The sequence below is a fragment of the Streptomyces aurantiacus genome, assembly GCF_001418335.1.
Classification (GTDB): domain Bacteria; phylum Actinomycetota; class Actinomycetes; order Streptomycetales; family Streptomycetaceae; genus Streptomyces; species Streptomyces aurantiacus.
On record NZ_LIPP01000082.1, the window covers coordinates 38920 to 63988 of the forward strand.

General features: G+C 71.2%; 22 protein-coding genes and 1 tRNA gene. 7 read left to right on the plus strand and 16 right to left on the minus strand.

The features are described from left to right. Position 1 precedes the first annotated feature (1 nt). The 7 genes from AOK01_RS12130 to AOK01_RS12160 all read right to left on the minus strand — a co-directional run bounded on the left by AOK01_RS12130 (position 2) and on the right by AOK01_RS12160 (position 7244). A complete protein-coding gene (locus tag AOK01_RS12130) occupies positions 2-871 on the minus strand; it encodes an ABC transporter ATP-binding protein (RefSeq protein ID WP_055510978.1) in 870 nt (289 codons plus the stop codon). Then, a complete protein-coding gene (locus tag AOK01_RS12135) occupies positions 868-1770 on the minus strand; it encodes an ABC transporter ATP-binding protein (RefSeq protein WP_055510979.1) in 903 nt (300 codons plus the stop codon). The genes AOK01_RS12130 and AOK01_RS12135 overlap by 4 nt, the downstream gene beginning before the upstream one ends. After that, positions 1770-2657, minus strand: coding sequence for an ABC transporter permease (locus AOK01_RS12140; RefSeq protein ID WP_055510980.1), 888 nt, complete (start codon positions 2655-2657; stop codon positions 1770-1772). The genes AOK01_RS12135 and AOK01_RS12140 overlap by 1 nt, the downstream gene beginning before the upstream one ends. Positions 2658-2659: 2 nt before the next feature. Further along, positions 2660-3688, minus strand: coding sequence for an ABC transporter permease (locus AOK01_RS12145; protein WP_055510981.1), 1029 nt, complete (start codon positions 3686-3688; stop codon positions 2660-2662). 41 nt (positions 3689-3729) lie between these two features. Continuing rightward, positions 3730-5304 carry an ABC transporter substrate-binding protein gene (locus AOK01_RS12150; RefSeq protein WP_079103360.1) on the minus strand — a complete coding sequence of 525 codons (1575 nt, stop codon included), beginning with the start codon at positions 5302-5304 and terminating at the stop codon, positions 3730-3732. A gap of 606 nt (positions 5305-5910) precedes the next feature. Next, positions 5911-6813 (minus strand): DsbA family oxidoreductase, encoded by a 903-nt coding sequence (locus AOK01_RS12155; protein ID WP_055510982.1) that lies wholly within the window; start codon positions 6811-6813, stop codon positions 5911-5913. After that, entirely contained in the window at positions 6810-7244 is a 435-nt protein-coding gene (locus AOK01_RS12160; protein ID WP_055510983.1) for an RrF2 family transcriptional regulator, read from the minus strand. Before AOK01_RS12160 ends, AOK01_RS12155 begins: the two co-directional genes overlap by 4 nt. A gap of 137 nt (positions 7245-7381) precedes the next feature. Between AOK01_RS12160 and AOK01_RS12165 the strand changes: the two genes are divergently transcribed. Then, entirely contained in the window at positions 7382-7903 is a 522-nt protein-coding gene (locus tag AOK01_RS12165; protein WP_055510984.1) for a cupin domain-containing protein, read from the plus strand. A 102-nt stretch (positions 7904-8005) separates the two neighbouring features. Here AOK01_RS12165 and AOK01_RS12170 read toward each other — a convergent pair whose 3' ends face one another. The 3 genes from AOK01_RS12170 to AOK01_RS12180 form a co-directional block, all read right to left on the minus strand. After that, positions 8006-9013: a homoserine dehydrogenase gene (locus AOK01_RS12170; RefSeq protein WP_055510985.1), complete on the minus strand. Its 1008-nt coding sequence runs from the start codon at positions 9011-9013 to the stop codon at positions 8006-8008. Positions 9014-9124: 111 nt separating this feature from the next. Further along, positions 9125-9198, minus strand: a tRNA-Met gene (locus AOK01_RS12175). Positions 9199-9938: 740 nt separating this feature from the next. Next, complete coding sequence (locus tag AOK01_RS12180) at positions 9939-10484, minus strand: helix-turn-helix domain-containing protein (protein ID WP_055510986.1); 546 nt, start codon at positions 10482-10484, stop codon at positions 9939-9941. Positions 10485-10798: 314 nt separating this feature from the next. Between AOK01_RS12180 and AOK01_RS12185 the strand changes: the two genes are divergently transcribed. From AOK01_RS12185 to AOK01_RS12210, 6 genes are all read left to right on the plus strand, one after another. Next, positions 10799-11398, plus strand: coding sequence for an isochorismatase family protein (locus AOK01_RS12185; protein ID WP_055510987.1), 600 nt, complete (start codon positions 10799-10801; stop codon positions 11396-11398). 10 nt (positions 11399-11408) lie between these two features. Further along, positions 11409-12317 carry a GlxA family transcriptional regulator gene (locus AOK01_RS12190; protein ID WP_055510988.1) on the plus strand — a complete coding sequence of 303 codons (909 nt, stop codon included), beginning with the start codon at positions 11409-11411 and terminating at the stop codon, positions 12315-12317. 98 nt (positions 12318-12415) lie between these two features. After that, entirely contained in the window at positions 12416-12886 is a 471-nt protein-coding gene (locus tag AOK01_RS12195) for a MarR family winged helix-turn-helix transcriptional regulator (RefSeq protein WP_055510989.1), read from the plus strand. A 111-nt stretch (positions 12887-12997) separates the two neighbouring features. After that, a complete protein-coding gene (locus tag AOK01_RS12200; RefSeq protein WP_055510990.1) occupies positions 12998-13714 on the plus strand; it encodes a TetR/AcrR family transcriptional regulator in 717 nt (238 codons plus the stop codon). A gap of 41 nt (positions 13715-13755) precedes the next feature. Next, positions 13756-14940 carry an FAD-dependent oxidoreductase gene (locus AOK01_RS12205; RefSeq protein WP_055510991.1) on the plus strand — a complete coding sequence of 395 codons (1185 nt, stop codon included), beginning with the start codon at positions 13756-13758 and terminating at the stop codon, positions 14938-14940. 92 nt (positions 14941-15032) lie between these two features. Then, on the plus strand, positions 15033-15431 hold the full coding sequence (locus tag AOK01_RS12210; protein WP_055510992.1) for a guanyl-specific ribonuclease: 399 nt from the start codon (positions 15033-15035) through the stop codon (positions 15429-15431). Between the two features lie 71 nt (positions 15432-15502). On the opposite strand, the gene AOK01_RS12215 is transcribed toward AOK01_RS12210, so the two are convergent. The 6 genes from AOK01_RS12215 to AOK01_RS12240 form a co-directional block, all read right to left on the minus strand. Then, on the minus strand, positions 15503-16318 hold the full coding sequence (locus tag AOK01_RS12215) for an ABC transporter ATP-binding protein (protein ID WP_055510993.1): 816 nt from the start codon (positions 16316-16318) through the stop codon (positions 15503-15505). Next, positions 16315-17334: a FecCD family ABC transporter permease gene (locus AOK01_RS12220; RefSeq protein WP_483855243.1), complete on the minus strand. Its 1020-nt coding sequence runs from the start codon at positions 17332-17334 to the stop codon at positions 16315-16317. The genes AOK01_RS12215 and AOK01_RS12220 overlap by 4 nt, the downstream gene beginning before the upstream one ends. 41 nt (positions 17335-17375) lie before the next feature. Beyond that, positions 17376-18422, minus strand: a complete 1047-nt coding sequence (locus AOK01_RS12225; RefSeq protein ID WP_055510994.1) for an ABC transporter substrate-binding protein — start codon at positions 18420-18422, stop codon at positions 17376-17378. Positions 18423-18522: 100 nt separating this feature from the next. Continuing rightward, a complete protein-coding gene (locus tag AOK01_RS12230) occupies positions 18523-23031 on the minus strand; it encodes a non-ribosomal peptide synthetase (protein ID WP_055510995.1) in 4509 nt (1502 codons plus the stop codon). Beyond that, positions 23018-23275, minus strand: a complete 258-nt coding sequence (locus tag AOK01_RS12235; protein WP_055510996.1) for a phosphopantetheine-binding protein — start codon at positions 23273-23275, stop codon at positions 23018-23020. Before AOK01_RS12235 ends, AOK01_RS12230 begins: the two co-directional genes overlap by 14 nt. Before the next feature lie 55 nt (positions 23276-23330). Further along, on the minus strand, positions 23331-24905 hold the full coding sequence (locus AOK01_RS12240; RefSeq protein ID WP_055510997.1) for a fatty acid--CoA ligase: 1575 nt from the start codon (positions 24903-24905) through the stop codon (positions 23331-23333). Positions 24906-25069 lie beyond the last annotated feature (164 nt).

The window sequence follows — 25069 nt, forward strand, 5'->3', positions numbered from 1 at the left end:
CTCACGCGTGCAGCAGCGCGCGCAGGCGGTCGCGTTCGGCCCTGTCGGCCGACGCCGTCCGCAACGTGGGCGCGGAGCCGACGAGCAGGCGGGTGTAGACGTGCCGGGGGTCGGTGATGACGTCGCGGGCGGCTCCGACCTCGACGAGTTCGCCCTGGTAGAGCACCGCGATGCGGTCGGCGACCCCGGCGACGGACCCCAGGTCGTGGGAGATGAAGACGAGGGCCGTGCCCGCGGCACGCAGGTCCTTGAGGATCTGCAGGATCTGGACGCGGTTGGCGGAGTCGAGCGCGCTGACCGGCTCGTCGAGGATGACCAGCTTCGGCTCGGTGACCAGCGCCCGGGCCACCGAGACACGCTGGCGCTGACCACCCGACAGCTCGCCCGGCAGCCGGTCGAGCAGGTCCTCGGAGAGCTGCACGCGGGCGAGGAACGTACGGACCCGGTCGGCCGCCTCCTGACGCGGGACGCCCTGGATGAGCAGCGGCTCGCTCAGCGACTCCTCGACGGTGAGGTCGGGGTCGAGGCTGCGCAGGGGGTCCTGGAAAACGTACTGGACGACGCCTCGGCGGCGCAGGCGGCGCCACTGGCGGGTGCCGTACGCGCCGACGTCCTCGCCGCCGATGACGATCCGGCCCGCCGAGGGCCGCACGAGGCCGAGAACGGTGCGGGCGAAGGTGGACTTGCCCGATCCCGTCTCGCCGATGATGCCCACGGTCTCGCCGGGCGCGACGCTCAGCGAGACGTCGTGCAGGGCGCGGCGGCGGCGCCTGCGCGGTCCGTAGTGCACGTCGAGGCCGGTGACCTCCAGGACCGCGCTCTCGTCCGTCGGGGTGGCGGCGGGCTGCTGCCGCGCGTGTTCGGTGGTCACGATGTCTCCTGCGGCGTGAGGAACCTGTCCAGGCCGTAGCTCTCGTGCTCGGCGATGAGCAGTCGGGTGTACTCGTGGCGCGGGTGGTGGAGCACCTCGCGCGTCGTGCCCTGTTCCACCACCTCGCCGTCGCGCATGACGAGGACCTCGTCGCACAGCTGGGCGACGACGGCCAGGTCGTGGGAGACGATCACCAGGGCCAGGCCGGCGTGTTCGCGGAGTTCGGCGAGCAGGTCGAGGATCTCGGCCTGGACCGTGACGTCGAGCGCGGTCGTCGCCTCGTCGGCGATGAGGATCCGCGGGTCGGCGGCGATCGCGGCCGCGATCAGGACGCGCTGGAGCATGCCGCCCGACAGCTCGTGCGTGTACTGGCCGTAGACCAGCTCCGGATCGCGCAGTTGCACCGCCTGGAGCAGTTCGACGGCACGGTGGCGTGCCTCGCGCCGCTTCACGCCCTTCTTGACCCGGATGACCTCGGCGATCTGCGCGCCCACCCGGATCGACGGGTTGAGGTAGGACGCCGGGTCCTGGAAGACCGCGCTGATCGTGGCGCCGCGCAGCGCCGTCCACTGCTGAGGGGTCAGGTCCGCGATGTCGGTGCCCGCGATCTCGATCGAGCCGGCGGAGACCTCGAAGTGCGGGGGCAGGATGCCCAGCGTGGCGCGGCAGGTGAGGGTCTTGCCGCTGCCCGACTCGCCGACGATACCGACGGTTTTCCCGGGGGTGAGCTCGAAACTCACGCCGTGGACGATCTCGCGGTCGGTGACCCGGTCGCTGATGCGCACGTCGCGCACGGTGAGCACCGGTGCGGCCGGCGCGACGGGCTCGCGTGGTGTCGCGGTCTTCAGGGCGGGCTTCAGGGCGGTGCCGGGAGCGGCCTTCTCGGACAGCGTCGTCATCACACACCTCCGGTGGATACGGGCTCGGGCCCATCGAGCCGGTTGGCCCGGGCCTTGCGGTTGTTGACGAAGGCTCGGCCCGCTTCGCCGGAGACGTCGCGGATCGCGTCGGCGAGCAGGTTGCTCGCCCAGACGGTGATCATGATCAGCAGTGCGGGGGCGAGGGGCGCCCACGGCTGGTAGCTGAGGTAGCCGAGGTCGGAGGCGAGCAGGCCGCCCCAGGTGGGCGCCGGGGGCTGGATGCCGATCCCGAGGAACGTCAGGCTGGAGACGATGATGAAGCCGACGCCGATGGTCTGGGCGAGCGCGACGGCGATCGGCGGGAGCACCTTGACCCAGACGTGGCGGCGTACGACCCAGCCGACCGAGGCGCCGGAGACGAGTGCGGCCTCCACGTACGGGGAGCGGGCCACGGCCAGGGTCGCGGCGCGGGAGACCCGGTAGAAGAGCGGAGAGACCAGGGCTCCCGTGACGAGCATGGCCTGGGTGATGCCGTTGCCGAGCAGCGCGATCACGGCGACCGCGAACAGCAGGAACGGCAGGGCGACCAGCGTGTCGGCGAGACGCAGGGTGATCCATTCGAAGGTCCGGCCGAGGTAGACCGACAGGATGCCCGGGATCGCGCCGACGACCAGTGCCATCAGGGCGACTTCGAGGGAGCCGAGCACGCTGACGCGGGAGCCGTCCAGGAGGCGGCTGAACACGTCACGGCCGAGGTAGTCGGTGCCCAGCCAGTGGGATCCCGAAGCCGCCGCGAGTGTGTTGTCGCTGGTGGCCAGGGGGTTCTGCGGGGCGAGCAGCGGACCGAGGACCGCAAGGAGTGCGATCACGGTGAGGATCACCAGGGCGATCCGGCCGGATGTCAGGGTGAGGACGCGGCGCACCATGGTCATACCCCCCGTTGGGATGCCGGCGTGACACGTGCCAGCACCAGGTTGACGATCAGGTTGAAGAGGACGACGAGGACGATCGACACCACGAGGACGCCCTGCACGGCCGGTACGTCGCCGGCCTGGGCGGAGTCGTTGGCGAACCTGCCGAACCCTTGCAGGCCGAAGATCCACTCGGTCACGACGGAGGCGCCGACCAGGGCGGGGAACTTCAGGCCCAGGGTGGCCAGGGCCGGCCCGATGCCGTTGCGGAGCACATGGCCGTAGAAGATCCGACGAGGACTCAGGCCGCGTACCACCGCGCCTGTCACGTAGTTCTCCCGGAAGGCCGCGACGAGGCTGCCGCGGAGCTGGCGGGCCACGTCCGCGACGACGTCGAAGCTGAGCGCGATCGCCGGGAGCGTGATGTGCGCGAGCCACGGACCGAACCCCTGTTCCGCCGGGATGTAGCCGGCGGAGGGGAACAGATCGAGTCCCACGGCGAAGACCGCGACCAGCACGATGCCGACGACGAACGCGGGCATCACCGAGATCACGGTGACGAAGCCCGTGATCGCGCGGTCGATCCAGGTGGTGCGCCGCAGCGCCGCGAGCGCGCCCAGTGCGAAGCCGAGGACGATGCCGATGATGAGGGCGAACGTGGCGACGGACAGGCTCACTCCCAGGCCCAGGCCGATGAGCGTGGAGATGTCGGCGCCGTTGGTCCAGCTGGTGCCGAGCTGCCCGTGCAGGACGCCGGTGAACCAGTCCCAGTACTGGACCAGGAAGGGCCGGTCCAGGCCCCACTGGGCCTCGACCCGCTGGATCGCCTCGGGGGTCGCCTCCTCGCCCAGCTGGATGCGCGCCGGGCTGAGTCCGCTCATCGACCGCAGCGCGAAGGTCACGAACGTGGCGACCAGGAAGACGGGCACGAAGATCGCGACCGACCGGGCCAGGGTGACCAGGAGGCGGCCGAGCGTGTGCCGCACCCTGGTCACGACGACCCCGCGACGGCGGGCAGGCGGGGCCTGTACCGCGGTCGTCGTCATGGGGTTGCCCCTCTCTGTAGTGGGTCTGTGGTGGACGGGTGTCAGTTGCCGCCGTTGATGGTCACGCCGGTCCAGTCGATGTGGGCCGGGTTCTTCGGCAGGTCGGAGATCGACTTGCTCTTGGCGATGAGGTTCGGCTGGGAGTAGGTGAAGACCAGTGCCTTGCTCTTCAGTCCCGCCCGGGTCGCCCCCTGGAGCACCTGGGTGTAGTCCGGCGAGTCCAGCGGGGTCTGGCGCACCTTGGCGATGGCGGCCTCGAACCCGTCCGGCTCGTAGGGCGTGCTCAGGTTCAGCGGGCCGTTGGGGCCGAAGTGGGCGGTGAGGGTCTGCGCCGCCGAGTCCCGCCCTGTGGTCCCGTACAGCGACAACGTCAGGTCCTTCGCGAAGAAGGGGGTGGCCCAGTTCTTGTCGATCTTGATGGTGACCTTGATGCCGACCTTCGCCAGCTGCGACTGGACGATCTCCGCCTGGGGGTCCTCCGCCGGGATGACCAGGTTCAGCTTGATGTCGCCCGGCTCGTAGCCCGCGTCGGCCAGGAGCTTCCTGGACTTCGCCGGGTCGTAGGGGTAGGCGTCCTCCGACTTCGGGTCGTAGGCCACGTATCCCTTCGGGAACGGCTGGTCGGTCACCTCGCCGTAGCCGAAGGTCAGTTTGTCGACGAACTCCTTGCGGTTGACCGCGTGGCGTACGGCGTCGACGACCTTGTCGTTGTCGAACGGCGCCTTGTTGACGTTGAGGCTGATGTTGGAGGCGTTGAAGCCCGGCTGCACGAAGACGTCCAGGCCGGCCTTCTTGGCGGCGGACGCCTGACTCGGGTCCAGGTCGGCGAAGTTGTAGACGCCGGTCTGCAGGCCGGAGACGACCGTGGAGGCGTCGGGGGCGGAGGTCAGCTCGACGTTGTCGATGTGGATGTTCTTCGCGTCCCAGTAGTCCGGGTTCTTCTTGAGGAGCGCCTTCGTGCCCGGGATCACCTGGGTGACGACGAACGGGCCCGCGCCGACCGGGTTCTGGTCCAGCTTCTCGGGGTTCTTCGCGGCCTTGGGGCTGGCGACCTGGAGCACGCGCTGACCGAGCAGCTGGGGTATCTGGTAGTCGACCTGGCTGAGGTGCAGGACCGCGTCCAGGCCGTTGGCGTCCACCGACTTGATGGAGGTCAGGTCACCGAAGAGCGCCGAGTTCTTCTGCTTCTGCGCCCGCTCGATGGCCGCCTTGACCGCGGCGGCGTCGACCGGCTCACCGTCGCTGAACTTCAGCCCGGAACGCAGATGGAAGGTGATCTCGTCACCCTTGTCGTTGTACTCCCAGCTCTTGGCGAGGTCGGGCACGGCCTTGCCGCTCTCGTCGGTTCGCGTCAACGAGGCGTAGGTGAGGGCGAGTTCGCGGAACTGCGCGCCGCTGCCCCCGACGACCGGATCCCAGTGGGTCGGGAAGTACGAGGAGGTCCACTTCAGCGTGGAGCCGCCATCCGAGGCGGCCGAGTCACCGCCGCAGGCGCTCAGGACGGGAGCGAGCACGGCGACGAAGGCGGTGGTGAGGGCTGCGGCCCGCAGGCGGCCTGTCCCTTGGGACGAACGGCGGTTCGGTCCGGGGCGGCGGGTGATGAGGTGAGCGGGCATCTCGTTCTTCCTGTGGCGGGCCCCGGCCGGGGCCGGAGCGAAAGGAGCAGGGCACAGAGCAGGGCGGAAGGAGCAGAGTGCGAAAGGGCCGGCCCCCTCCCCTACGGAGCGTCGACTCGGACGCGGACGGGCATGCCGGGGAAAGCGCCGGCGCGCACTCGGGGCACGCGGCACTCAGGGCAGGAGGAGTCGACGGGCTCGCGGAGGGTTGCGGGCCAGGAGGTGAGGAGGTGAGGAAGGCGTGCGACGGGGCACGGAGTGGAGGCGCGGGGGCAGGCGCACGGCTCGGTCGAACACTGGGAGACCAGTGCTGGACGGAGCGGTCAGGCGTCTGCGGGCCGGGGGCGGCGAAGGGTCAGCGACAGAGTGCGCTGCTGGTGCGCCGCAGGTCCACGTAGCGGCACACCACACCGGGGTGCGTCGTGAGCATGGTGCTCATCCTGGGGGCTTCCGCAACCGACTGTCAATGGACACCAATTGGTGTCTCATTGGGCGGGACGACGTCGAACGGGCGTGCGGCGCACCGACGGCTGCCAGTCGAGGACCGCAGCCGTCGGAACCTTCGAAGCCGGAAGTAACTCAGCAACCGTCGAAGCCGCAAGTGGCTCAGCGGGCGACCGCGGGGTGTACCGCCGCTTCCTCCGGGTGCAGCCAGAGCGGGCCGTTGCCCGTGTCCACCCGCACGGCACCCGGAGGCGGCCACGGGCCCTCCGTCAGCAGCAGCCGCTCCGGATCGGTGAGGCTGCGATGGCGGTCCAGCGCGTCCGCCGGCGAGAGCAGGTCGGGGACCGTCGACAGCCCGGGACCCAGTTCCTCGACGGCCGCGGCGTACTCCTCGAAGGGCCGCAGGCCCGGTACGACGCGGTACTCCCCGGCGGCCCGGACGAGCAGCGTCGGCAGCGCGTACCGGTGTCCGCCCTCGGCGGTCTCCTTGGCCGCGCCGGGATGCGGCGACCCGCCCCGCACGGACAGCACCTCGGCCACCGGGCGGCGCGCCTCGACGCGGTCGACGCGCACCTGCTCCAGCACCGCCTCGGACGCGGCGTCGACCGCCAGCAGCCGCGGATCGAGGCCCGGCACGCCCCGGACGGCGGACAAGGCCGACTCGATGGTGTCCGCCGGTTCGCCGAGCACGAAGACACTCTCGCGCAGCCGCCGCAGCACCCGCTCGGCCACCTCTTCGCCCTGCGGCACCGCGGCCTTGGCGACGAGCGAGGAGGGCCAGGAACTGGCCGGCATACGGCTGAGCCGCACGGCCCGGGGAGCCAGGGTGTGCGAGCTGATCTCCTCGACGTAACGCGCGTACCAGGCGGTCTCTGCGGCCGGGTCGGGCGGCGGGTCGTCGTCGTGGTCGAAGAGGATCGCGTACGCCCGCCGCCAGCGGACCCGCCCTGCCAGCGCCGCCCGCAACCTGCGGAAGACGGGCTCCGATCCCCAGGCCCAGGGGCACAACGGGTCGGTGTACTCCACCACTTCGACCCACGGCGGCCGCTGTGGCACGCCCGTCACGCGGCGCCCCGCCGGGCCGCACCCGCCACAACTCCCCTGCCCAGCAGCGAAGTCAGCGTCACGCCGCCCAGGACCGCCGCCGCGGCGGCCTCGACCTCTCGCCACACGTCGGGCAGTCCTGTCGCGGGGCCCGGGTAGTCGAGTCCGGCCAGCGGCTCGCCGCGCAGAGTGATCAACTCGCCGTCGACGGCGCGTGTGACGTCCAGCAGGGTGATGTCCTCGGCGGGTCTGCCGAGCCAGTAACCGCCCTCGCAGCCGCGCTGACTGCGCACCAGGCCCGCTCTGCGCAGCTCGCCCACCACGGACTTCAGGAACCGGAACGGAATCTCCTGCGAGGAGGCGATGGCTTCACAGGTGAGCGGACGGGAAGGTTCGCGGGCGAGTTCGAGCAGCGCCCTCATGGCGTAGTCCGCCTTCGCGGAAATATGCATGCGCACATCATGCCTGAGAGGTGGGCGGCGCGCGGGGCCTCGGCCGCTTGTTTCCTACATTGCGGGAACGTTGCCGCAGGTGAAAGCCAAAGGACACCTCTTGACATCCTTTTCGGACCGGCTCTAGCGTCGCCGCCATGAGCGAGCCGCTGACGACCCCCGGTGAGGGATTCCACCCTCACCTCCCCGACACCCCGGACCACCCGGTCACACCACTGCGCAGCCGCCTGCACCACATCCGCGCCGACTCGCTGGACGGCGACACCGCGCAGAGCGGTGGCATGCGCAGGTTCGCGGCGGTCAGCGGAAAGACCGTCGGCTCCGAGAAGCTGTGGATGGGCCAGACCCATGTGGCCCCCTCGACCGCCTCGTCCGACCACCACCACGGCGAGTCCGAGACCGCGATCTATGTGGTGAGCGGGCACCCCGAGTTCGTCTTCGTCGACGACAACTCGGGCGAAGAGCCGCAGGGGGGCCCGCAGGAGGTACGGCTGCGTACCTCCCCCGGCGACTACATCTTCGTCCCGCCGTTCGTGCCGCACCGCGAGGAGAACCCGGACCCCACCGACGAAGCGGTGGTCGTCATCGCCCGCAGCACCCAGGAGGCGATCGTGGTCAACCTCCCCCGGCTGTACGCGCTTTCGCCGGACGACGCCTGACACACACTCCGGCCAGGGGCCGCCGCCGTCCTCTGTGCCGACACCGACAGCCGTCACCCGACACCCGTCAGCCGTCAGCCGTCAGCCGTCAGCCGTCAGCCGTCAGAAGAATCCGACACGGGGAGCCGTGACCTCGATCGTGTCCTTCACCAGTGCGAGCGCCGCCCCCAGCGGACTCGAACGTCCCCCGCTCACCACCACGTCACCCGCGTCCGGGCAGCCGAACACCACAGCCTTCTCCGGTCCGTCGAGCGCGTGGAGGGGGTCGCCGGGCTCCGTCTCCTCCAGCCGGACCTCGACGAGGTGGGGCCGGTCCAGGGACGCGCCGGCGACGGCCCGCAGCCGGCGGCCCCGGGACACCGCGGCCAGGGCTCTGCCGGCGGTGTCCTCGATCACCGGCTGCGCCCGCACACGTACCGCCGTCGGATCCCATCCCCAGGCCAGCGCGGCGAGCAGCCGCACCTTCGTGGCGGCGTCCGCACCGGACAGGTCGGCCGAGGGGTCCGTTTCCGCGATGCCCCGGCGCTGTGCCTCACGGACCGCGTCACCCAACGAGTCGCCCTGCGCGAGGCGGTCGAGGACGAAGGTGACGGTGCCGTTCGGGCAGGCCCGAATCGTCTCGCAGCCCATCCCGCGCAACGCTGTCCTCAACAGGTCCGCCGCCGGCAGTGCGGCCCCCGTCGCCCCGGAGATCCTGATCATGGCACCGCCGGCCCGGGCAGCCTCGGCCAGTTCTCGCCAGTGGCCGAGCACATGGCTCTTGGTGGCCGTGACGACGTGAACTCCTCGGCTCAGTGCCTCGACGGCCTCGTCTGCGGCCTGTTGCCGGAGTCCGGGCGAGGACGGTACCGCCTGGACGAACACGCGGGCACCGGTCCGGTCGAGCGTCTCTCCCAACGAGGCCGGCGGGCCCCACTCCGAGCGCGGCGGTACAGGCTGGCCCCCGCCCAGCAGACACTGCCCGGAACTCGCACGGACGGCCCGAACCATCGGCCGTACTCCGTGCCGGCGCGCGAGCTCGTCTCCCTGCCGGGCCAGGTGTGCCACGAAGGCTCGGCCGACCGGGCCATATCCGGACAGCACGACATCGGCCTGACTCGCTTCACCCATGAACCCGCTCCGCTTCCTCGTTCCGCACAGCTGCCCGGGGAGTTGGCCACGGCCGTCCGCAGGGCATGCGAGAGGGCCCGGATCCTATGGATCCGGGCCCTCTTCCATCAGTAGCGGGGACAGGATTTGAACCTGCGACCTCTGGGTTATGAGCCCAGCGAGCTACCGAGCTGCTCCACCCCGCGGCGATGTCTCTACTGTACGCCACCATCCTGGCCCTCGATGACCACTCCGCCGGTGCCCCCGGTGCCCCCAGTGCCTCCGTGCCCAAAACGCGGCTGTGCATCGGCTGAGAACGCGGGTAGTCGAAGAAGGCACCCGGGAACGCGGGGTGTGGGGCGGCCGCCGTCCTCTGTCGGCGATGACGGCGGCCGCCGGCGCGAGGTCCTCGCGTCGTCCCCTGACGCGAGGGCCTCGCGCGGGATCGTCCTCGCGGCACTTGGGGCGCGCGGGAGTACGCCCCAACTCGAATGGCCGGGAGGACGAGGGACCGGGGCCCGCACAGAACATCGCGTGATGCGGGCTCCGGTTTCCCTGTTGGCATGGTGGTCTCTCCGGGCCCGGGGACTGGGAACTGGGACTGGAGGCCTCCTGATACTGGTGGCCTGATGCTGGGACCCGCACGGACCGGGCCGACCGGTCGCCTGCGTTGGAGCCGGTTCCTCTGTCCGAGATCCTAGAACGTGGCTGGTAAGAGGCAAGAACGGGTTTCGGCCTCACCTGGTGGGGCGTACGGCTCGTACGAGGCCGAAGGCGGATGGGAGAGGACCGCGGCGGCTGATGGCTGGATCCGGTGCGCGCATGCTGACGGCCGCCGCCTTCGCCGACCACGGCGGCGGCCGTCCTTCCCCTCCTCCGATCCCCCCGGACGGAGTGGGCCACGGGTGTGGTCCCAGCATGCCGGGCAGGGCCGCGCCCGGCCTTGTCAGTCCGCGCAGGGGAGTTGACGATCCGCGCACGCCTGGGACGACAGGCTTCTGAAGTCGCGCGGCGGCATCCCGTACACCGTCCGGAACAGGCGGCTGAAGTGCGTCGGGTCGGTGAATCCCCAGCGGGCGGCGACGGCCTGGATCGGTCGGCGGTTCAGGTGGGGGTCGGCCAGGTCGCGTCGACAGCGTTCCAGACGGCGATGGCGTATCCAGGCGGCCGGCGAGGTGCCGTCCTCAACGAACGCGTTGATCTGGGCCCGCAGCGCGTTCCTGCGCACCTCCGGGCTCAGCGCCGTCTCGGCCTCCAGGCAGCGGGTGACCGCGGAGGCCAGCAGATCCAGGGTGACCGAGACGAGGGTGGGAACGTCCGCGGGGGTGAACTCGGTGGCGCGCGCGTCGAGATCGGTCAGCCAACGGCAGAACACCCCGCCCATGCCAATGCGCCCGTCGATCGGTACGGCGAGCAGTCGCCGCATGGCCTTCTCCGGCACCGGCAGCAGCTCGCGAGGGTCCTGTTCGTCGCTGCGCAGCCGGTTGCGCATGTGTGACTGTGCCGTGGTCTCCTCCTACAGCGCGAAGCGCTCCGGCGCTTCCACGCCCCCGGTACTGAACTCCGTCACCAGCATGTCCCCAGCCCCCCGGTAACCGGTTCCGCCACGGGAGCGAACGTCGCACGGAGAGGCGTACGCAGTCCAGCGGCACTTCGGCCACGTACGGCGCCCTCGCCGGCCGCGCCACCAGGAGTACGGGTGCGAGGCCTGACCGTGGCCGAGTCATCGGCCGATGACCGGATCGGTCCGCTCTCGGACCCGATGCGGCATGTCGTCGCCCGGCTCGTATCGCGCAGACTCGGGACATGACCCGAGCACTGATCGTCATCGATGTCCAGGAGTCCTTCCGCGCCCACCCGCTGTGGGCGACGATCTCCGACCCCAAGATCGCCGACCAGGTGGACCGGCTGGTGCGGCTCGCGCGCCGGGCCGGGGACCTCGTGGTGTGGGTACTGCACAGCGAGCCCGGCAGCGGCGATGTCTTCGACCCGGCCCTGGGCCACGTCCGCCTCATGGCTGAACTGGAACGGGCGGAGGGTGAGCCGCTGATCCACAAGACCTCACACAACGCCTTCACCACCACCAACCTGCAGCAGCTGCTCACCGCACACGGTGTCCGCGAACTCGTCGTCTGCGGCATCCGCACCGAGCAGTGCGTGGAGACCACCACCCGCGTCGCCGGCGACCTCGGCTACCAGGTCACGTTCGTCACCGACGCGACCGCGACCAATCCCATCCCGCACCGCGACGCTCCCGCCGATCAGAGCGTCGCCGAGCTGCTGGCCGACCCTCGTACGCTGCCCGCCCACGAGGTCGTCCGGCGCACCGAGTACGCCCTGGCCGGACGCTTCGCCACCATCGCGACGGTCGACCGGCTGGAGGCCGCGGCAGGACATCAGGCATGATGACCGGATCGTGAGCCACATCGTCTTCTTCCTGCTGCCCGGGGTCCATCTGCTGGACCTGGCCGGCCCCGCGCAGGTCTTCTCCACGGCCGCCGACTTCGGGTACCCGTACAGGCTGTCCTACGTCGCGGAGCAGCCGCAGGTCTCCACCGCGCAGGGGCTGCCGCTGGTCGCCGGGCTCGACTGGCCCGAGCTCGGGCCCGAGGACCTGATCGTGGTGCCCGGCTGGCGGGCCGGCACGCTGGCCGACAGCCCCTCGATCGGGGCCGCGTCCCTGCGGGCTCTGCGGGACCACCACGCCGGCGGCGGGACGGTGGCCAGCGTCTGCGCCGGGGCGGAGGCGCTCGGCCGGGCCGGCCTGCTCGACGGCCGCCACTGCACCACCCACCATGACGTGCAGGACGAGCTGGCCCTGCGCCATCCCCTGGCGACGGTCGTCCGGGACGTCCTGTTCACCGCCGACGACCGGGTGATCACCTCGGCCGGCATCGCCAGCGGCATCGATCTGGCCCTGCACCTGGTCGCGGCCCGGCACGGCCCGGCCGTCGCCGCCCAGGTGGCCCGGGACATGGTCGTGTACGCCCGTCGCAACGGCCACGAATCCCAGTCCAGCGCGATGCTCAGGCACCGCAGCCATCTCGACGACACCGTGCACCGGGCCCAGGACCTCATCGACGCCCGCTTCGACCGGCCGCTCCCGCTCCCCGCCCTGGCCTCGGCCGTCGGCGTCAGCGAACGCACCCTCACCCGGCTCTTCGGCCGCGCCACCGGGCTCACGCCTCTGCGCTATCAGCAGACCCTCCGCCTTGAGCGCGCCCAGCACCTCATCAGTCACGGCGCGACGCTGGACGCCGCCGCCCGCTCCGTGGGCTTCGAGGACCCCCGCATGCTGCGCCGCCTCCGCGCCCGTACGGCCTGACCGCACCACCTCACCGCACCACCTCACCGCACGACCTCACCACGCGGTCCGCCGCACTGTCCGCCCGCGCCGGGCAGTCCCTGGCCTAGGCTTCTTCCATGTCACGATCCGGCGCTGATCTCGCCCTGCTCCTGCTCGGAGGCTTCCGCTCACTGGTGGACGCCGCGACCGCCGAACTGGCCCGTCGCGGCTACGAGGACGTACGTCCCGTCCACGACTTCGCCATGCAGGCCATCATCGCCGGCGCGGACAACGCTTCCGAACTGGGCCGACGCCTGTCGGTCTCCAAGCAGGCGGCGGCGAAGACCATCGCGGTACTGCAGGAGCGCGGCTACGTGGCACGCGATGTGGACCCCCTCGACGCCCGCCGCAAACGCCTCCAGGTCACCCCGCTCGGCTTCGAATTGCTGCGCCAGGGCGAGGCGATCTTCGACGAGTTGCGCAACGAGTGGGAGCAGCGGATCGGCACCGCCGAACTCGCGAGTCTTGAGGCGCACTTGGCGGCGCTGGTCGGCGCTCACCCGGTACGCCTGGACGCCCCTGGCTGGCTCCCGCAGGACCCTTCCTAGTACGCGGCTCATCCATGTGCCCCCGCGAGGCACTCAGGCATGAGGCTTCCATGGGACGAACATGTTCGTAGCGAACTTGTTTGCGACGAACATGTTCGTTACCTTGATGGGGTGACAGATCGCCCGACCACACCGACCAGCCGACGCGAACGTCCGGCCAAGCCCGCGCTGACCCGCGCGGGGATCATCGCGACCGCCGTCTCCCTGCTGCGGGCCGAAGGGCTGGAGAAGGTGACCATGCGGCGCCTGGCGCAGGAGCTGGACACCGGCCCGGCCTCGCTGTACGTGTACGTGGCCAACACCGCCGAACTGCACGCCGCCGTGCTGGACGAACTCCTCGGCGAGGTCGAACTGAACCCCGCCGGCGAGGGAGGCGACTGGCGCGACAGGCTCGCGGCGGTGCTCACCTCGTACACCGGCGTGCTGTTCAGGCATCCGGCGCTGGCGCGTTCGGCCCTGACCGCCCGCCCCAGCGGCAAGCACTACCTGCGGCTGCTTGAACGGCTGCTGACCCTGCTGGACGAAGGCGGCGTACCACTCACGCAGGCCGCCTGGGGTGTGGACGTGCTGCTGCAGTTCGCCACCGCCACCGCGGCCGAGCAGGCCACCCGCTCGCAGTCGGCACAAGCCGCGGACGAATGGGACGCGCTGACCCGCGCCGTCCACGACGTCCCCGCGCGAACCCATCCCCGCCTGCACGCACTGGCGGAGAGCCTCCTGTCCGGCTCGCCCGAGGACCGCATGACCTGGTGCCTCCAGATGCTGGTCAACGGCATCTCCCAGACCCCCACACCGGCGCCGGCGCCGGCGCCGCACAGCGACAACTGACCCGGCCCCCGCCTCGATCAGCACAAGGAGCAACAACAGCCATGACCGACGCCGGCACCACTCGATCCGTCACCACTCGATCCGCTACCACGCAGCCCGTCCCACACCACTCGATCGCGATCATCGGCGGCGGCCTCGGCGGTCTCACCCTGGCCCGGGTTCTGCATGTCGGCGGCATCGAGGCGGTCGTCTTCGATCTGGAGGCCTCGGCCACGGTCCGTACGCAGGGCGGCATGCTCGACATCCACGAGGACTCCGGCCAGGCCGCACTGCGCGCCGCCGGCCTGTACGACGAGTTCCGCACGCTGATCCGTCCCGGCGGCGAAGCGATGCGTCTCGTCGACCCACAGGGCACGGTACGGCTGGCCGAGGAGGACGACGGCACCGGCGGCCGCCCCGAAGTGGACCGCGGGCAACTGCGCGACCTGTTGCTGGACTCGCTTCCTGCGGACACCGTCCGCTGGGGAAAGCGGGCCACCGGCGCCCGGGCACTGGACCACGGCCGTCACGAGGTGGCCTTCGCGGACGGCACGACGATCACCACCGACCTGCTCGTCGGCGCGGACGGCGCCTGGTCACGCGTCCGCCCGCTCGTCTCCGACGCACTCCCCACCTACACGGGGATCTCCTTCGTCGAGACCGACCTGCACGAGGCCGCCACCCGCCACCCGGCCGCCGCCGCGCTGATCGGCACTGGGTTCTTCATCTGCCTCGGCGACCACAAGGGCTTCCTCGCCCACAGCGAGGCCGACGGCAGCGTGCACGTCTACACCGCGCTCAGAACGGCCGAAACCCTGCTCGACAGCATCGACTTCGCCGACACGGAGGCGGCGAAGAAGGAAATCCTCACCCACTTCGACGGCTGGCACGAAGACCTGCGTGCGCTGATCGCCGACGCGGACGAGCCCCCGGTGCCTCGCCGTATCCACGCGCTGCCCGTCGGCCATCGCTGGGACCGCCGCGCCGGCGTCACCCTCCTGGGAGACGCCGCGCACCTGATGTCCCCCTTCGCGGGCGAGGGCGCCAACCTCGCCATGTTCGACGGGGCCGAGCTCGGCCGCGCGATCGCCGCCCACCCCGGCGCCACCGAGTCGGCCCTCACCGCGTACGAGCAGGAACTCTTCCCCCGCAGTGAGGCGTCGGCCGTCGAGTCCGCCGGCAGCCTGGAGCTGATGTTCGGCGACAACGCCCTGGACGGGCTGCTCGACCAGTTCGCCGCCTCGTGAGGTTAACTTCCCGAAAACTCGTCGGACCGACGGTGAGAATCTTCGCGGTTGTCATTGACATGCCAGCGTCTACGCGCGTCATTATTGGGGGCATGAGATTCCCCCCACGAATCACTCGTATCAGCGCCGCGGCCGCTCTCCTGTCCGCACTCCTCGTCGGCGGCGGCACCGCCACCGCCACCGCGGGGGACACGTCCGCCGCGGCCGTCGGCAACATCTGTTACGGCGGCCTGCCATCCCAGGCACACGACACGCTGGACCTGATCGAGCAGGGCGGTCCCTACCCCTACTCACAGGACGGCAGCGTCTTCCAGAACCGGGAAGGCGTCCTCGCGAGCCAGTCCGCCGGCTACTACCACGAGTACACAGTGATCACGCCTGGTTCGTCCACGCGCGGTGCCCGTCGCATCGTCACCGGCGAGGAGAACCAGGAGGACTACTACACGTCCGACCACTACGCCTCGTTCAAGCTGGTCGACTACAGCTGCTGACCGGCACACGAGTTCCTCGCCCCGCGGACCCCCCACACTCATCGGCCGCGGGGCGAGGTACATCCGTCATGTCACCGGTCAGCCGGCTCGGCCTCCCGTTCGAGGGCCTCCCGTTCGAGTGCGAGCGGCTGGGCCGCGTACGTGATGCGGACGACGCCGTCCGCGTGCCTCTCCGTGTCTGCCCGTACGCCGAAGACCTCGCGCAGGAGGTCCGGTGTCAGGACCTTCAGGACCGGGCCCGCCGCCACCACCGCGCCCTCGTGGAGGACGACCAGGTGGTCGCAGAGCCGTGCGGCCAGGTCGAGGTCGTGCAGCGCCGCCAGGGTGGTGATCCCGGTGCGGCGGATCAGGTCCAGGAGCTCGAACCGGGCGCGGATGTCGAGGTGGTTGGTGAGCTCGTCCAGGACCAGGAGCCGCGGTTGCTGGGCCAGCGCGCGGGCCAGCAGGACACGCTGGCGTTCGCCGCCCGACAAAGTGACGTAGTCCCGGTCCGCGAAGGGTCCGACGCCGCAGCGGTCGACGGCCTCGGCGACGGCCCGGTGGTCCTCTGCGCCGTCCCGGTCCATCAGGCCGTGGTGGGGCGTGCGTCCCAGGGCGACGATCTCGGTCACCGTCAGGCCGGACACCGTACCGGCGTCCTGGAGCACGGCCGCCGTGCGGCGCGCTGCCGTACGGGAGGACAGCTCCCACACGTCGTCGCCGCCGACCCTGACCACTCCGTCGGCCGGTCGCAGCGAGCGGTAGACCGAGCGCAGCAGGGTGGACTTGCCGCTGCCGTTGGGGCCCACGAGCCCGACGATGTCGCCCTCGGCGGCCTCCAGGTTCACGTCCCGGAGGATCGGCCTGCGGTCCAGGGTGATGTGGAGGTGGTCCACGGTCAGTCTCATGCGGTGTCCAAGCCCTTGTTCCGGCGCAGCAGCCACAGGAAGAAGGGGGCGCCGAGCATGGCGGTGAGGATGCCCAGGGGCAGTTCGTTGGGGCGGGTGAGGGTGCGGGAGAGCAGGTCGACCACGACGAGGTAGACGGCGCCGAGGAGTGCGGTCAGGGGCAGCAGTCTGCGGTGGTCGGCGCCGGTGGTGAGGCGGACCAGGTGAGGGATCATCAGGCCGACGAAGCCGACACCGCCCGCGACGGCGATGACGGTGCCGGTGAGCAGGGCGCTGATCACGAGCAGGACGGCGCGCAGCCGGTTGACGTCCACTCCGAGGGCGGTGGCGGACTCGTCGCCGGCCAGCAGGGCGTTGAGCCGTCGCCCGAAGAAGGTCAGCAGGACGGTGCTGCCGATGACCACCACGGCGACGGTGGGCAGTTGGTCCCACTGGGCGCCGGCGACGCTGCCGAGCATCCAGAACATCACGGTACGCAGTTCGGTGGGTGTCGCCATCAGCTGGACGAAGCTGGTCATCGACAGGAGGACGTAGCCGACCGCGACCCCGGCCAGTACGAGCCGGGTGGGGGCCAGTCGCCCCTGGCGCTGCCCGAGGGCGAAGACCAGGGCCCCGGCGGCCAGGGCGCCGACGAACGCCGCGCCGGACACGCCGAGGCCGCCGAGACCGCCGAGCGCGGCGCCGCCGAGCGTGATGACCAGGACCGCGCCCAGGGAGGCCCCGTACGAGGAGCCCAGCACGATCGGGTCGGCGAGAGGGTTGGAGACCAGGGTCTGCAGGACCGCGCCCGCGACGGCCAGGCCCGCGCCGACCAGGGCGGCCAGGACGACGCGGGGTGCCCTGAAGGTCCACACGATCTGGTCCAGCGCCGGGTCGCCGGTGGCCCCGCGCCCTGTGACGTGGTGCAGGAGGACCGCCCAGACGTCGGCCACGGGGATGTTCACCGCCCCGATGCTCACCGCGACCACCATGACGGCGAGGAGGACGACCAGCAGTCCGACGATCCCGAGCGACATGCGCAGGCGGCCGGCCACAGGGACGGGCGCGGGGGCGGGCTTCAGAACTTGTCGGGGTGCAGCATCCCGGCGATCTTCTCCACGGCCAGGTCGTTGCTCGGGCCGAGGTACATCGAGTCCGACAGGGCCACGTACTTGTTGTCCTTGGCGGCCGGCCACTGGGGGAACTCCTTCAGCAGTTTCCTGGCGTAGGCCGCCGGGTTCGGGTCGTTGTAGCCGATGACGACGAGCGCGTCGACGTCGGTGGCGGCCACCTTCTCCTTGCTCAGATCGGCGAAGGAGGTCTTGGACGCCGACTCGAAGGCGTTGGTGCCGCCCGCCTTGGCGAGGATGTCGTTGTAGATGCCCTTGGCGACGACCGAGCTGAAGTCGTTGCCGCCCATGGTCATGTTGGAGAAGAGGACCATGACTTCGGGGACCTTGGGCTGCTTCCCGCCCTTCACCTTCGCGGTGACGTCGGCGATCTTCTTCTCCGACGCGGCGATCAGTTTCTCGGCCTGGTCGCCCTTGTCGAAGATCCTGCCCATGTCCCGCAGCAGCGTGTAGCTGTCCGCGATGGTCATCTTCGAGGTGTCCTGGTCACAGCCCTGCGGGGAGACATAGGTACCGGCACCCACGCCCTTGAGCTGCTCGCGGGTGGCGAACCCGTTCTTCTCGTCGAAGCCGTAGGAGGTCGTGGACAGCACCAGGTCGGGGCGCAGCCCGATCATCGCCTCGCGCGGGACGTCGTAGGCGTCGTTGAGCTTGACGCCTCCGTCGGGCAGGGCCTTGATGGCCTTGGCCCGGCCCTCGACCTCGGACATGCCGTAGCTCTGCTGGTTGGCGACGATGCGGTCGCCGAGGCCGAGGGCGAGCAGGGTGGAGACCTCGGCGACCGAGGCGCCGTTCATGACGACCACCCTGCTGGGCGCCTTGGTGAACTTCTCGGTCCCGTCGCAGTTTTCGAGGGTCACCGGGTAGCCCGTCTTCGCCGCGGCGGCGGACGTGCCACCTGCGGCATCGGCCTTGTCGGTCGAGTCGGCGCATGCCGTCGCGACCAGACAGAGGGCGCCGGCCAGGGCTACGGCGACCGGCCGTTTCTTCGACATGCGGTGCTCCTTGTGACGAGGTGCGCGAGAGGCGATCGGTTCGGTCGGTTCTGCTGCAGTAGTCGGGCGCGGGCGCCCGTGAGTTCCCACAGGTCCTCGACTACTTCACCGGCGTGGCCAGGTGTCCCCCGCCCCTGACCGGTGCGGGCAGCATTCCGGTGGTGACGCAGTGGTCGAGGTAGCGGAAGACGAGGTCGCGGCCGACGGGCGGGTACGCGATGCCGCTGCCGTGCAGACCGCCCGCGACGTTGTCGGAGCGGATGCGCCCCAGGCGGAGGTCCGGTTCGGTCGCATCAGTCACCTCAGTCGCATCGGCTGTAACGGTCGCGCCGGTGGGCTCCGTGTCCCAGGAGTCGAAGAACGCGAGCGTGGTCGCCGCCGTGCCGGACGGGCCGACGGAGCGTGCGAGTTCGGTGCGCCACCGGGCCAGTGGGACGCGCCGCAGCGGGTAGCCGTACTCCTCCAGCCAGTCGTAGAGGTCGCTCAGTCGCACCGGGGCGGTGGCGGTGTGGTGGAAGACGGTGGCGTTCGGTGGGCGCTGTTCGAGGCAGAGGTGGACAAGTGCCTTGGCGACGTGGTCGACCGGTGTCCAGGTCTCCTCCTCGAACAGGTCTGGGACGATGCCCGCGGGCACACCCGCACGCAGCACGCTCCACAGGAAGTCCCGCTCGTTCACGTAACCGGTGGCGTACGGGCCGACGATCCGGCCGAGCCGGTGCACGGTGACGGTAAGGCCCCGTTCGGTGGCCTGTTCCAGCAGGCGCTCGGCGGCCCACTTCGACTGCTGGTAGCCGGAGCGCAGTCCGGGATGGGGCGCGAAGAACTCCTCCCGTACCTCGGGGCCGAGAGCCAGGGGCGGGGCGACGGAGAGGGTCGACACGTAGTGCAGGGGTGTCGATCGTGGGGCCGCCATACGCAGCAGGTCCCTGGTGGATTCGGTGTTGGCGGCGCGGAGGGTGGCGTACTCGCGCATGATGCTGACGGTCGCCGCGTTGTGGAAGATCGCGCCGCAGGTCCGGGCGAGTTCGGCGAACAGGGTTTCGTCGAGGCCGAGTCGAGGGCGGGCGAGGTCCGCGGGAACCGCCGTGATGCGGCGCGTCGCCTGACCCGGCAGGTGGATGCGGTGGGTCTTCAGGGCCTCGTGGATACGGGCGTCGGCCGCGGCGGGGCTCGGGGCCCGGACGGTGCAGACGACCTCCGCACCCGTACGGGTCAGGAGTTCGGCCAGCAGGTGTACGCCGACGAAGCCGGTGGCGCCGGTGAGGAGGACCCTGTCGGCTGTGCGCCCCGCCCGGGGCCGCCCGTTGGCCACTCCGTCACCGGGTCCGGGCCGGGGGCGGGGGCGGGGGCGGATGTCCGCGTCGAGGACGGCGTCCGTGAGCAGGGTGGCCGGAAGACCGGAGGCGCCGGCTGACTTCCGTGGCCCGACCTGCCGTGCGAGGAAGGCCGCCAGCTCGGCGGGGGTCGGGTGCTGGAAGAGCCAGGCGACCTTCACCTCGCGGTGGAGTTCGACGCCGAGGCGGTTCGCGACCTGGATGGCTTGCAGGGACTGGGCGCCGAGGTCGAACACGTCGTCGTGCGCGGCGAGAGCCGTGGTGCCGAGCGCCCGCTGCCAGACGGCGGCGATGGTGCGCTCCACTGTGCCGTCAGAACCCGTTGCGCCCCTGGAAGCAGCTGTTGTGCCGCCGGAAGCAACCGCTGACCCGTCGGAGGCGACCGTCTGCGCACCGGGGCCCGGAGCCCTCAGTGCGAGCGCGTTCCTGTCGGTCTTCCCGGACCCGGTCCGGGGCAGGCGGTCCAGGAACTCGACAGCCGAGGGGATCATCGCGGCGGGCAGCGTCGCCCGAAGGTGCTCTCTGATCAGGGCCGTCGCCGGAGGGGGGCCGGCCGGGACGACGAACGCGGCCAGGCGCCGCGTCCCGTCCTCCAGCACCTGCCCGACCACGGCGGTGTCTCGCACCGCCGGGTGGGCCAGGAGCGCGTTCTCCACCTCGGCCGGATGCACACGGTGTCCGCTGATCTTGAACTCCGTGTCCGACCTGCCCAGATGACGCAGTTGACCGTCGTCGCCGATGCGCGCCAGGTCGCCGGTGCGGTAGGCGCGGGGTGCTCCGGGGAGCCGGTCGAGAGGGGCGAAGCGGGACGCGTCCGGCAGCCGGCCTCCCCGAGGGCCGACCCGGTAACCGAAAGCCAAGTTGACGCCCAGCAGGTGGAGTTCACCGTCGACGACGGCGGCGCGGGTGCCGGGGAGCGGTAGTCCGATGGGGACGTCTCCGCGGGCGAGTGAGGTGTCGTGCAGGTCGGCGACGGTGGCGACCACGGTGGCCTCGGTCGGGCCGTAGGTGTTCAGCAGCCGCACCGAGGTGCCGACCGCCTCGCGCCAGCGGTCGACGCGCTCGGGCAGGGCCGCCTCGCCGCCGATCACGACGGTACGTATCCCGGCGGGCAGGGCGGTGGAGTCGGCGGAGCCGGTCGAGACGGCGTAGGCCAGTTCGTGCCAGTAGGCCGTGGGCAGGTCGAGGAAGCTGATCCGCAGCCGTGCGCAGGCGTCCAGGAAGCCGGGGACCGAGTCGGTCATGCTGTCGTCGCGGACGACGAGCGTGGCGCCCCGGCACAGGGTGAGGAAGACCTCCTCGACGCTCGTGTCGAAGTGCAGGGGGGCGAACTGCAGGACACGGTCCGCACGGTGGAGGCCGTAGCGGTGCGTGGCGCCGGCGACGAAGTGGGCGAGGGCACGGTGGCCGATCTCCACGCCCTTGGGGAGCCCGGTGGAGCCGGAGGTGTGGATGACGTAGGCGAGGTCGTCCGGCGCGGGTGCCGGCGGTTGCGGGACGCCGGGCTCGTGGTCTGCCTCCTCCGACTCCGGTTCGTCAAGCACCAGTTGGGCGCGGCCCGGGAAGGCGTCGGCGTGGGTCCGGGTCGTCAGGACGAGCGCGGGGCGCGCGTCGTCCAGCAGCTCCGTCCTGCGCGCCGGGGGCGCGGTCGGGTCGAGCGGGCAGTAGGCGGCGCCGGACAGCAGGACGCCGAGAACGGCGGTGACGGCTTCGATGCCGCGCGGCACGACGACGGCCACCAGGTCGCCGCGGCCGACCCCTCGGGCAGCCAGTCGGCGGGCCGTCCGACGGGCGGAGTCGAGCAGGTGCGCGTAGGTGACACCGCGTCCGTCGTGCTCGACGGCGACGGATTCGCCGTGCCGGGCGGCGTGTTCGGCGATCAGGTCGAGGACCGGACGGGCGGGGCCGGGCAGGGGTCCTCCGTCCAGGACCGGGACGGCCGCGCGGGCGGCCCGCCGCAGGTCGCCGAGCGCCCGGTCGGGTACGGCGAGCGTCTGCCTGAGCAGCAGGAGCAGTTCCTTCTGGAACTCGGCGATGTCCGCCTCGTCGTAGAGGTCGGGGTTGGCGTCCACGGCGATGCGCAGTCCCCCGCCCTCGGAGCGGTCGTAGACGTTGACGGCGAGGTCGTCGACCGGACCCGCGGAGACGTTGTGGACGGTGCTGGGATGGCCGGCGAAACGCAGGTCGTAGGCGAAGGGCATGATGTTGACGCCCGGCCCGGACAGCCGGCGCTGTCCACCGACCAGTTTGAGGTCGCGCCGCAGTTGCTCGTAGCGGTAGCGCTGGTGCGGCAGGCCTGCGCGCAGTTCGCGGGAGACCCGCTGGGCCAGGTCGCGCAGGGTGTCCGACGCGGAGACGGTGACGCGCAGGGGCAGGATGTTGCGGACCATGCAGGGCACGCGCAGGGCGACGGAGCCGAGGCGTCCCATCGCGGGCAGACTGAGGACGATCTCCGGTGCGCCGGTCATGTGGTGCAGCCGGGCCGCCGTCACGGCCAGCAGGACCTCGGACCAGGTGACCTCCAGGTCGCGGGCGACGGTACGCAGGGCCGCCGCCTCCTCCACGTCGAGGTCGGCCACCCGGCGGTGGAAGGTGCGCGCGGGCAGCGCCGTACGGCCGGCGGGTGTGGCCACGAGCGGCCGGTCCGCGAACCGGGCCGTCCAGTAGGCGCGGTCCTCGGCGAAGCGGGGCGACTGCCGGTAGGCGCGTTCCTCGTCCCGCACCGAGGCCAGGGTGCCGAAGCCGCTGTCCGCCACCGGCTCGCCCGCCGTCAGGGCGGTGTAGACCTGGGCGGCCCGGCGGGCGAAGAGCGACAGGCCGAAGCCGTCGAGGGCGATGTGGTGCACCCGGTGGTACCAGAGGGATTCCTCCGGTGCGATCCGCAGCAGGGCGTGGCCGAAGACGGGCCCGCGGGTGAGGTCGACGGGGCGGGCCATGTCCCTGTCGATCCAGGCCAGGGCCGCCGCGTACGGGTCGGGCTCGGCGGTGAGGTCGGCGGTGTGCAGGCGCCAGCCGTCGGCCGGGGCGTCCGACTGCCGGGGCCTGCCTTCGTCGTCGACCGCGAAGGCGACGTTCAGGGCCGGTGTCTCCGCGACCACGTGGCGCAGCGCCCTGTCGAAGGCGGCCGTGTCCACGGGGCCGGCGATGTGCACGTACTCGGCCGTGTTGTATGCGGGGCTGTCCACGTCCAGTTGCTGGCCGGTCCAGATGCCTTCCTGGGCGGCCAGCAGTGTGTGGCGTCCCTGTCCCCGGCCGCCGACGTCATGCGCCGGCACGGTCCGCTCCCTCCCGGCCCGCGGAGAGCAGCTGCCACCACTGGGCGAACGAGGTGCACTCGGCGAGTTCGACGAAGTTCACGTCCACGCCGGTCTCCCGCCACCGTTCGATGAGGGTGACGATGCGCAGGGAGTCCAGTCCCGCGTAGAGGGGGTTCTCTTCGAGGTCGACCTCGTCGGGCCGCTGGTACAGGAACTCCGCCAGGTCCGCGCGGAAGCCGTCCAGTGTGAGGGGTGCGGGCATGTCGTTCTCTCTCGGTAGCACGTCGGGCGGGACGGTCGGTTGACCTTGCGTCCGGTCAGTTGACCTTGCGTACGGAGTCGGTCCAGAAGCGATCGCGCAGTTCGCGGCGCAGGATCTTGCCGCTGGGGTTGCGCGGGACGCTGTCGATGAACTCGTAGCGGGCGGGCAGCTTGAAGCTCGCCAGCCGCGGGACGAGAAAGGTGTGCAGGTCCCGGCGTGTGGGCCGCTGCTCCGGGACGGGGACGACGAAGGCGTGCACGTACTCGCCCCAGCGTTCGTCGGGGGCGCCGACGACGACGGCCTCGGCAACGCCGGGGTGGCCTTCGAGGACGTTCTCGATCTCGGCGGGGTAGACGTTCTCACCGGCGACGAGGATGGCGTCCTTGATGCGGTCGCGGATGAACACGTAGCCGTCCTCGTCGATGAAGCCGGCGTCCCCCGTGTGGATCCAGCCGTCGACGAGCGTTTCGGCGGTCTTCTCGGGCAGGTTCCAGTACTCGACCATGTGGGCGGGCGTGGCCAGGCAGACCTCTCCGACCGCGCCCGGCGGCAGTTCGCGCCCCGCGTCGTCGATCACTTTGCCGCGCACGCCCGGGTAGGGCCGTCCCGCCGCCTGCATGAGGGAACCGCCGGGGACATGGTCGGCCGGGGGCAGGCAGACCGCGGTGTTGCCGGTCTCGGTGAGGCCGTAGATCTGGGCGAACTCGCAGTCGACGACGGCGAGGCTCTCCTCCAGAAGGGCCTCGGAGATCGGGGAGCCGCCGTAGACCGTCTTGCGCACGGTGGTGAAGTCCTTCGCGCCCACGCCCGGTTCGGTCAGCATCATGCGGAGCATGGCGGGCACGACGCAGATGGTGGTGATGCCGAGGTCCCGGATGAGGCCGACGGCCTCGCGGGCGGCGAAGGCACGCATCGCGACCACCGTCGTACCCGCGTTGAAGTTCTGGGTGGCCCACCACAGGCCGCCGATGTGGAACCCGGGGATGCCGATCAGCGCGATGTCGCCGGCGCGCCAGTCGATCCAGTCCAGCCCCTCGCTCGCCAGGGCGTCACGGATCGCGAAGAAGCTGCGGTGGGCGAGGACGACACCCTTGGGCAGCCCGGTGGTGCCGCTGGTGTAGAGCTGGGCGACCGGGGTGTCCGGGGTGACGTGCGGCGCCGGATCGGTGTCCGAGCCCAGGTCCGTGTCGGGGTGGGTCGCCTTCCAGGCCGGGAAGTGCTCTCCCAACGCGACGATCGTCCGGGGAGCCTCGCTCGGCAGCCTTTCGACGACGGGCCCGAACTCGTCCTCCAGGAAAAGCAGTCGGGTGCCGGAGTCCTCAAGGATGTGGCTGACCTCGGGCGCGGTGAGCCGCCAGTTGACGGGGACGAGGACGGTACCGCTCTTGGCGCACGCGAAGAGCACCTCGTAGTAGTGCTCGGACTCCTTGCCGAGGTAGGCGACCCGGTCGCCCGGTTCGAGTCCGGCGGCCCGGATGGCGTGGGCGACGCGATTGCTCTCGCGGTGCAGTTGCCCGTACGTCAGCGTGCGGCCCTCGCAGAGAACCGCGGGGGTGGCCGGCCGGTGCTCCGCGTGGAAGCTCGCGGTCCGGACGAGCGTCTGGAGCTGCGGATGATGGAGCTGGTCCATGGGAGCCCTTCGGTCTCTCTTGCCGCCGAGTGGGACAGGACGAGTGGGACGGAGCGAGTGGGACGGAACAAGTCGGGTGGGAAAGATCGCGTCAGGGGACGTTGATGAACGCCAGGGTCGCCTCGCCGTCGCACCGGCCCGCGTCCCCGTCCCCGTCCCCGTCC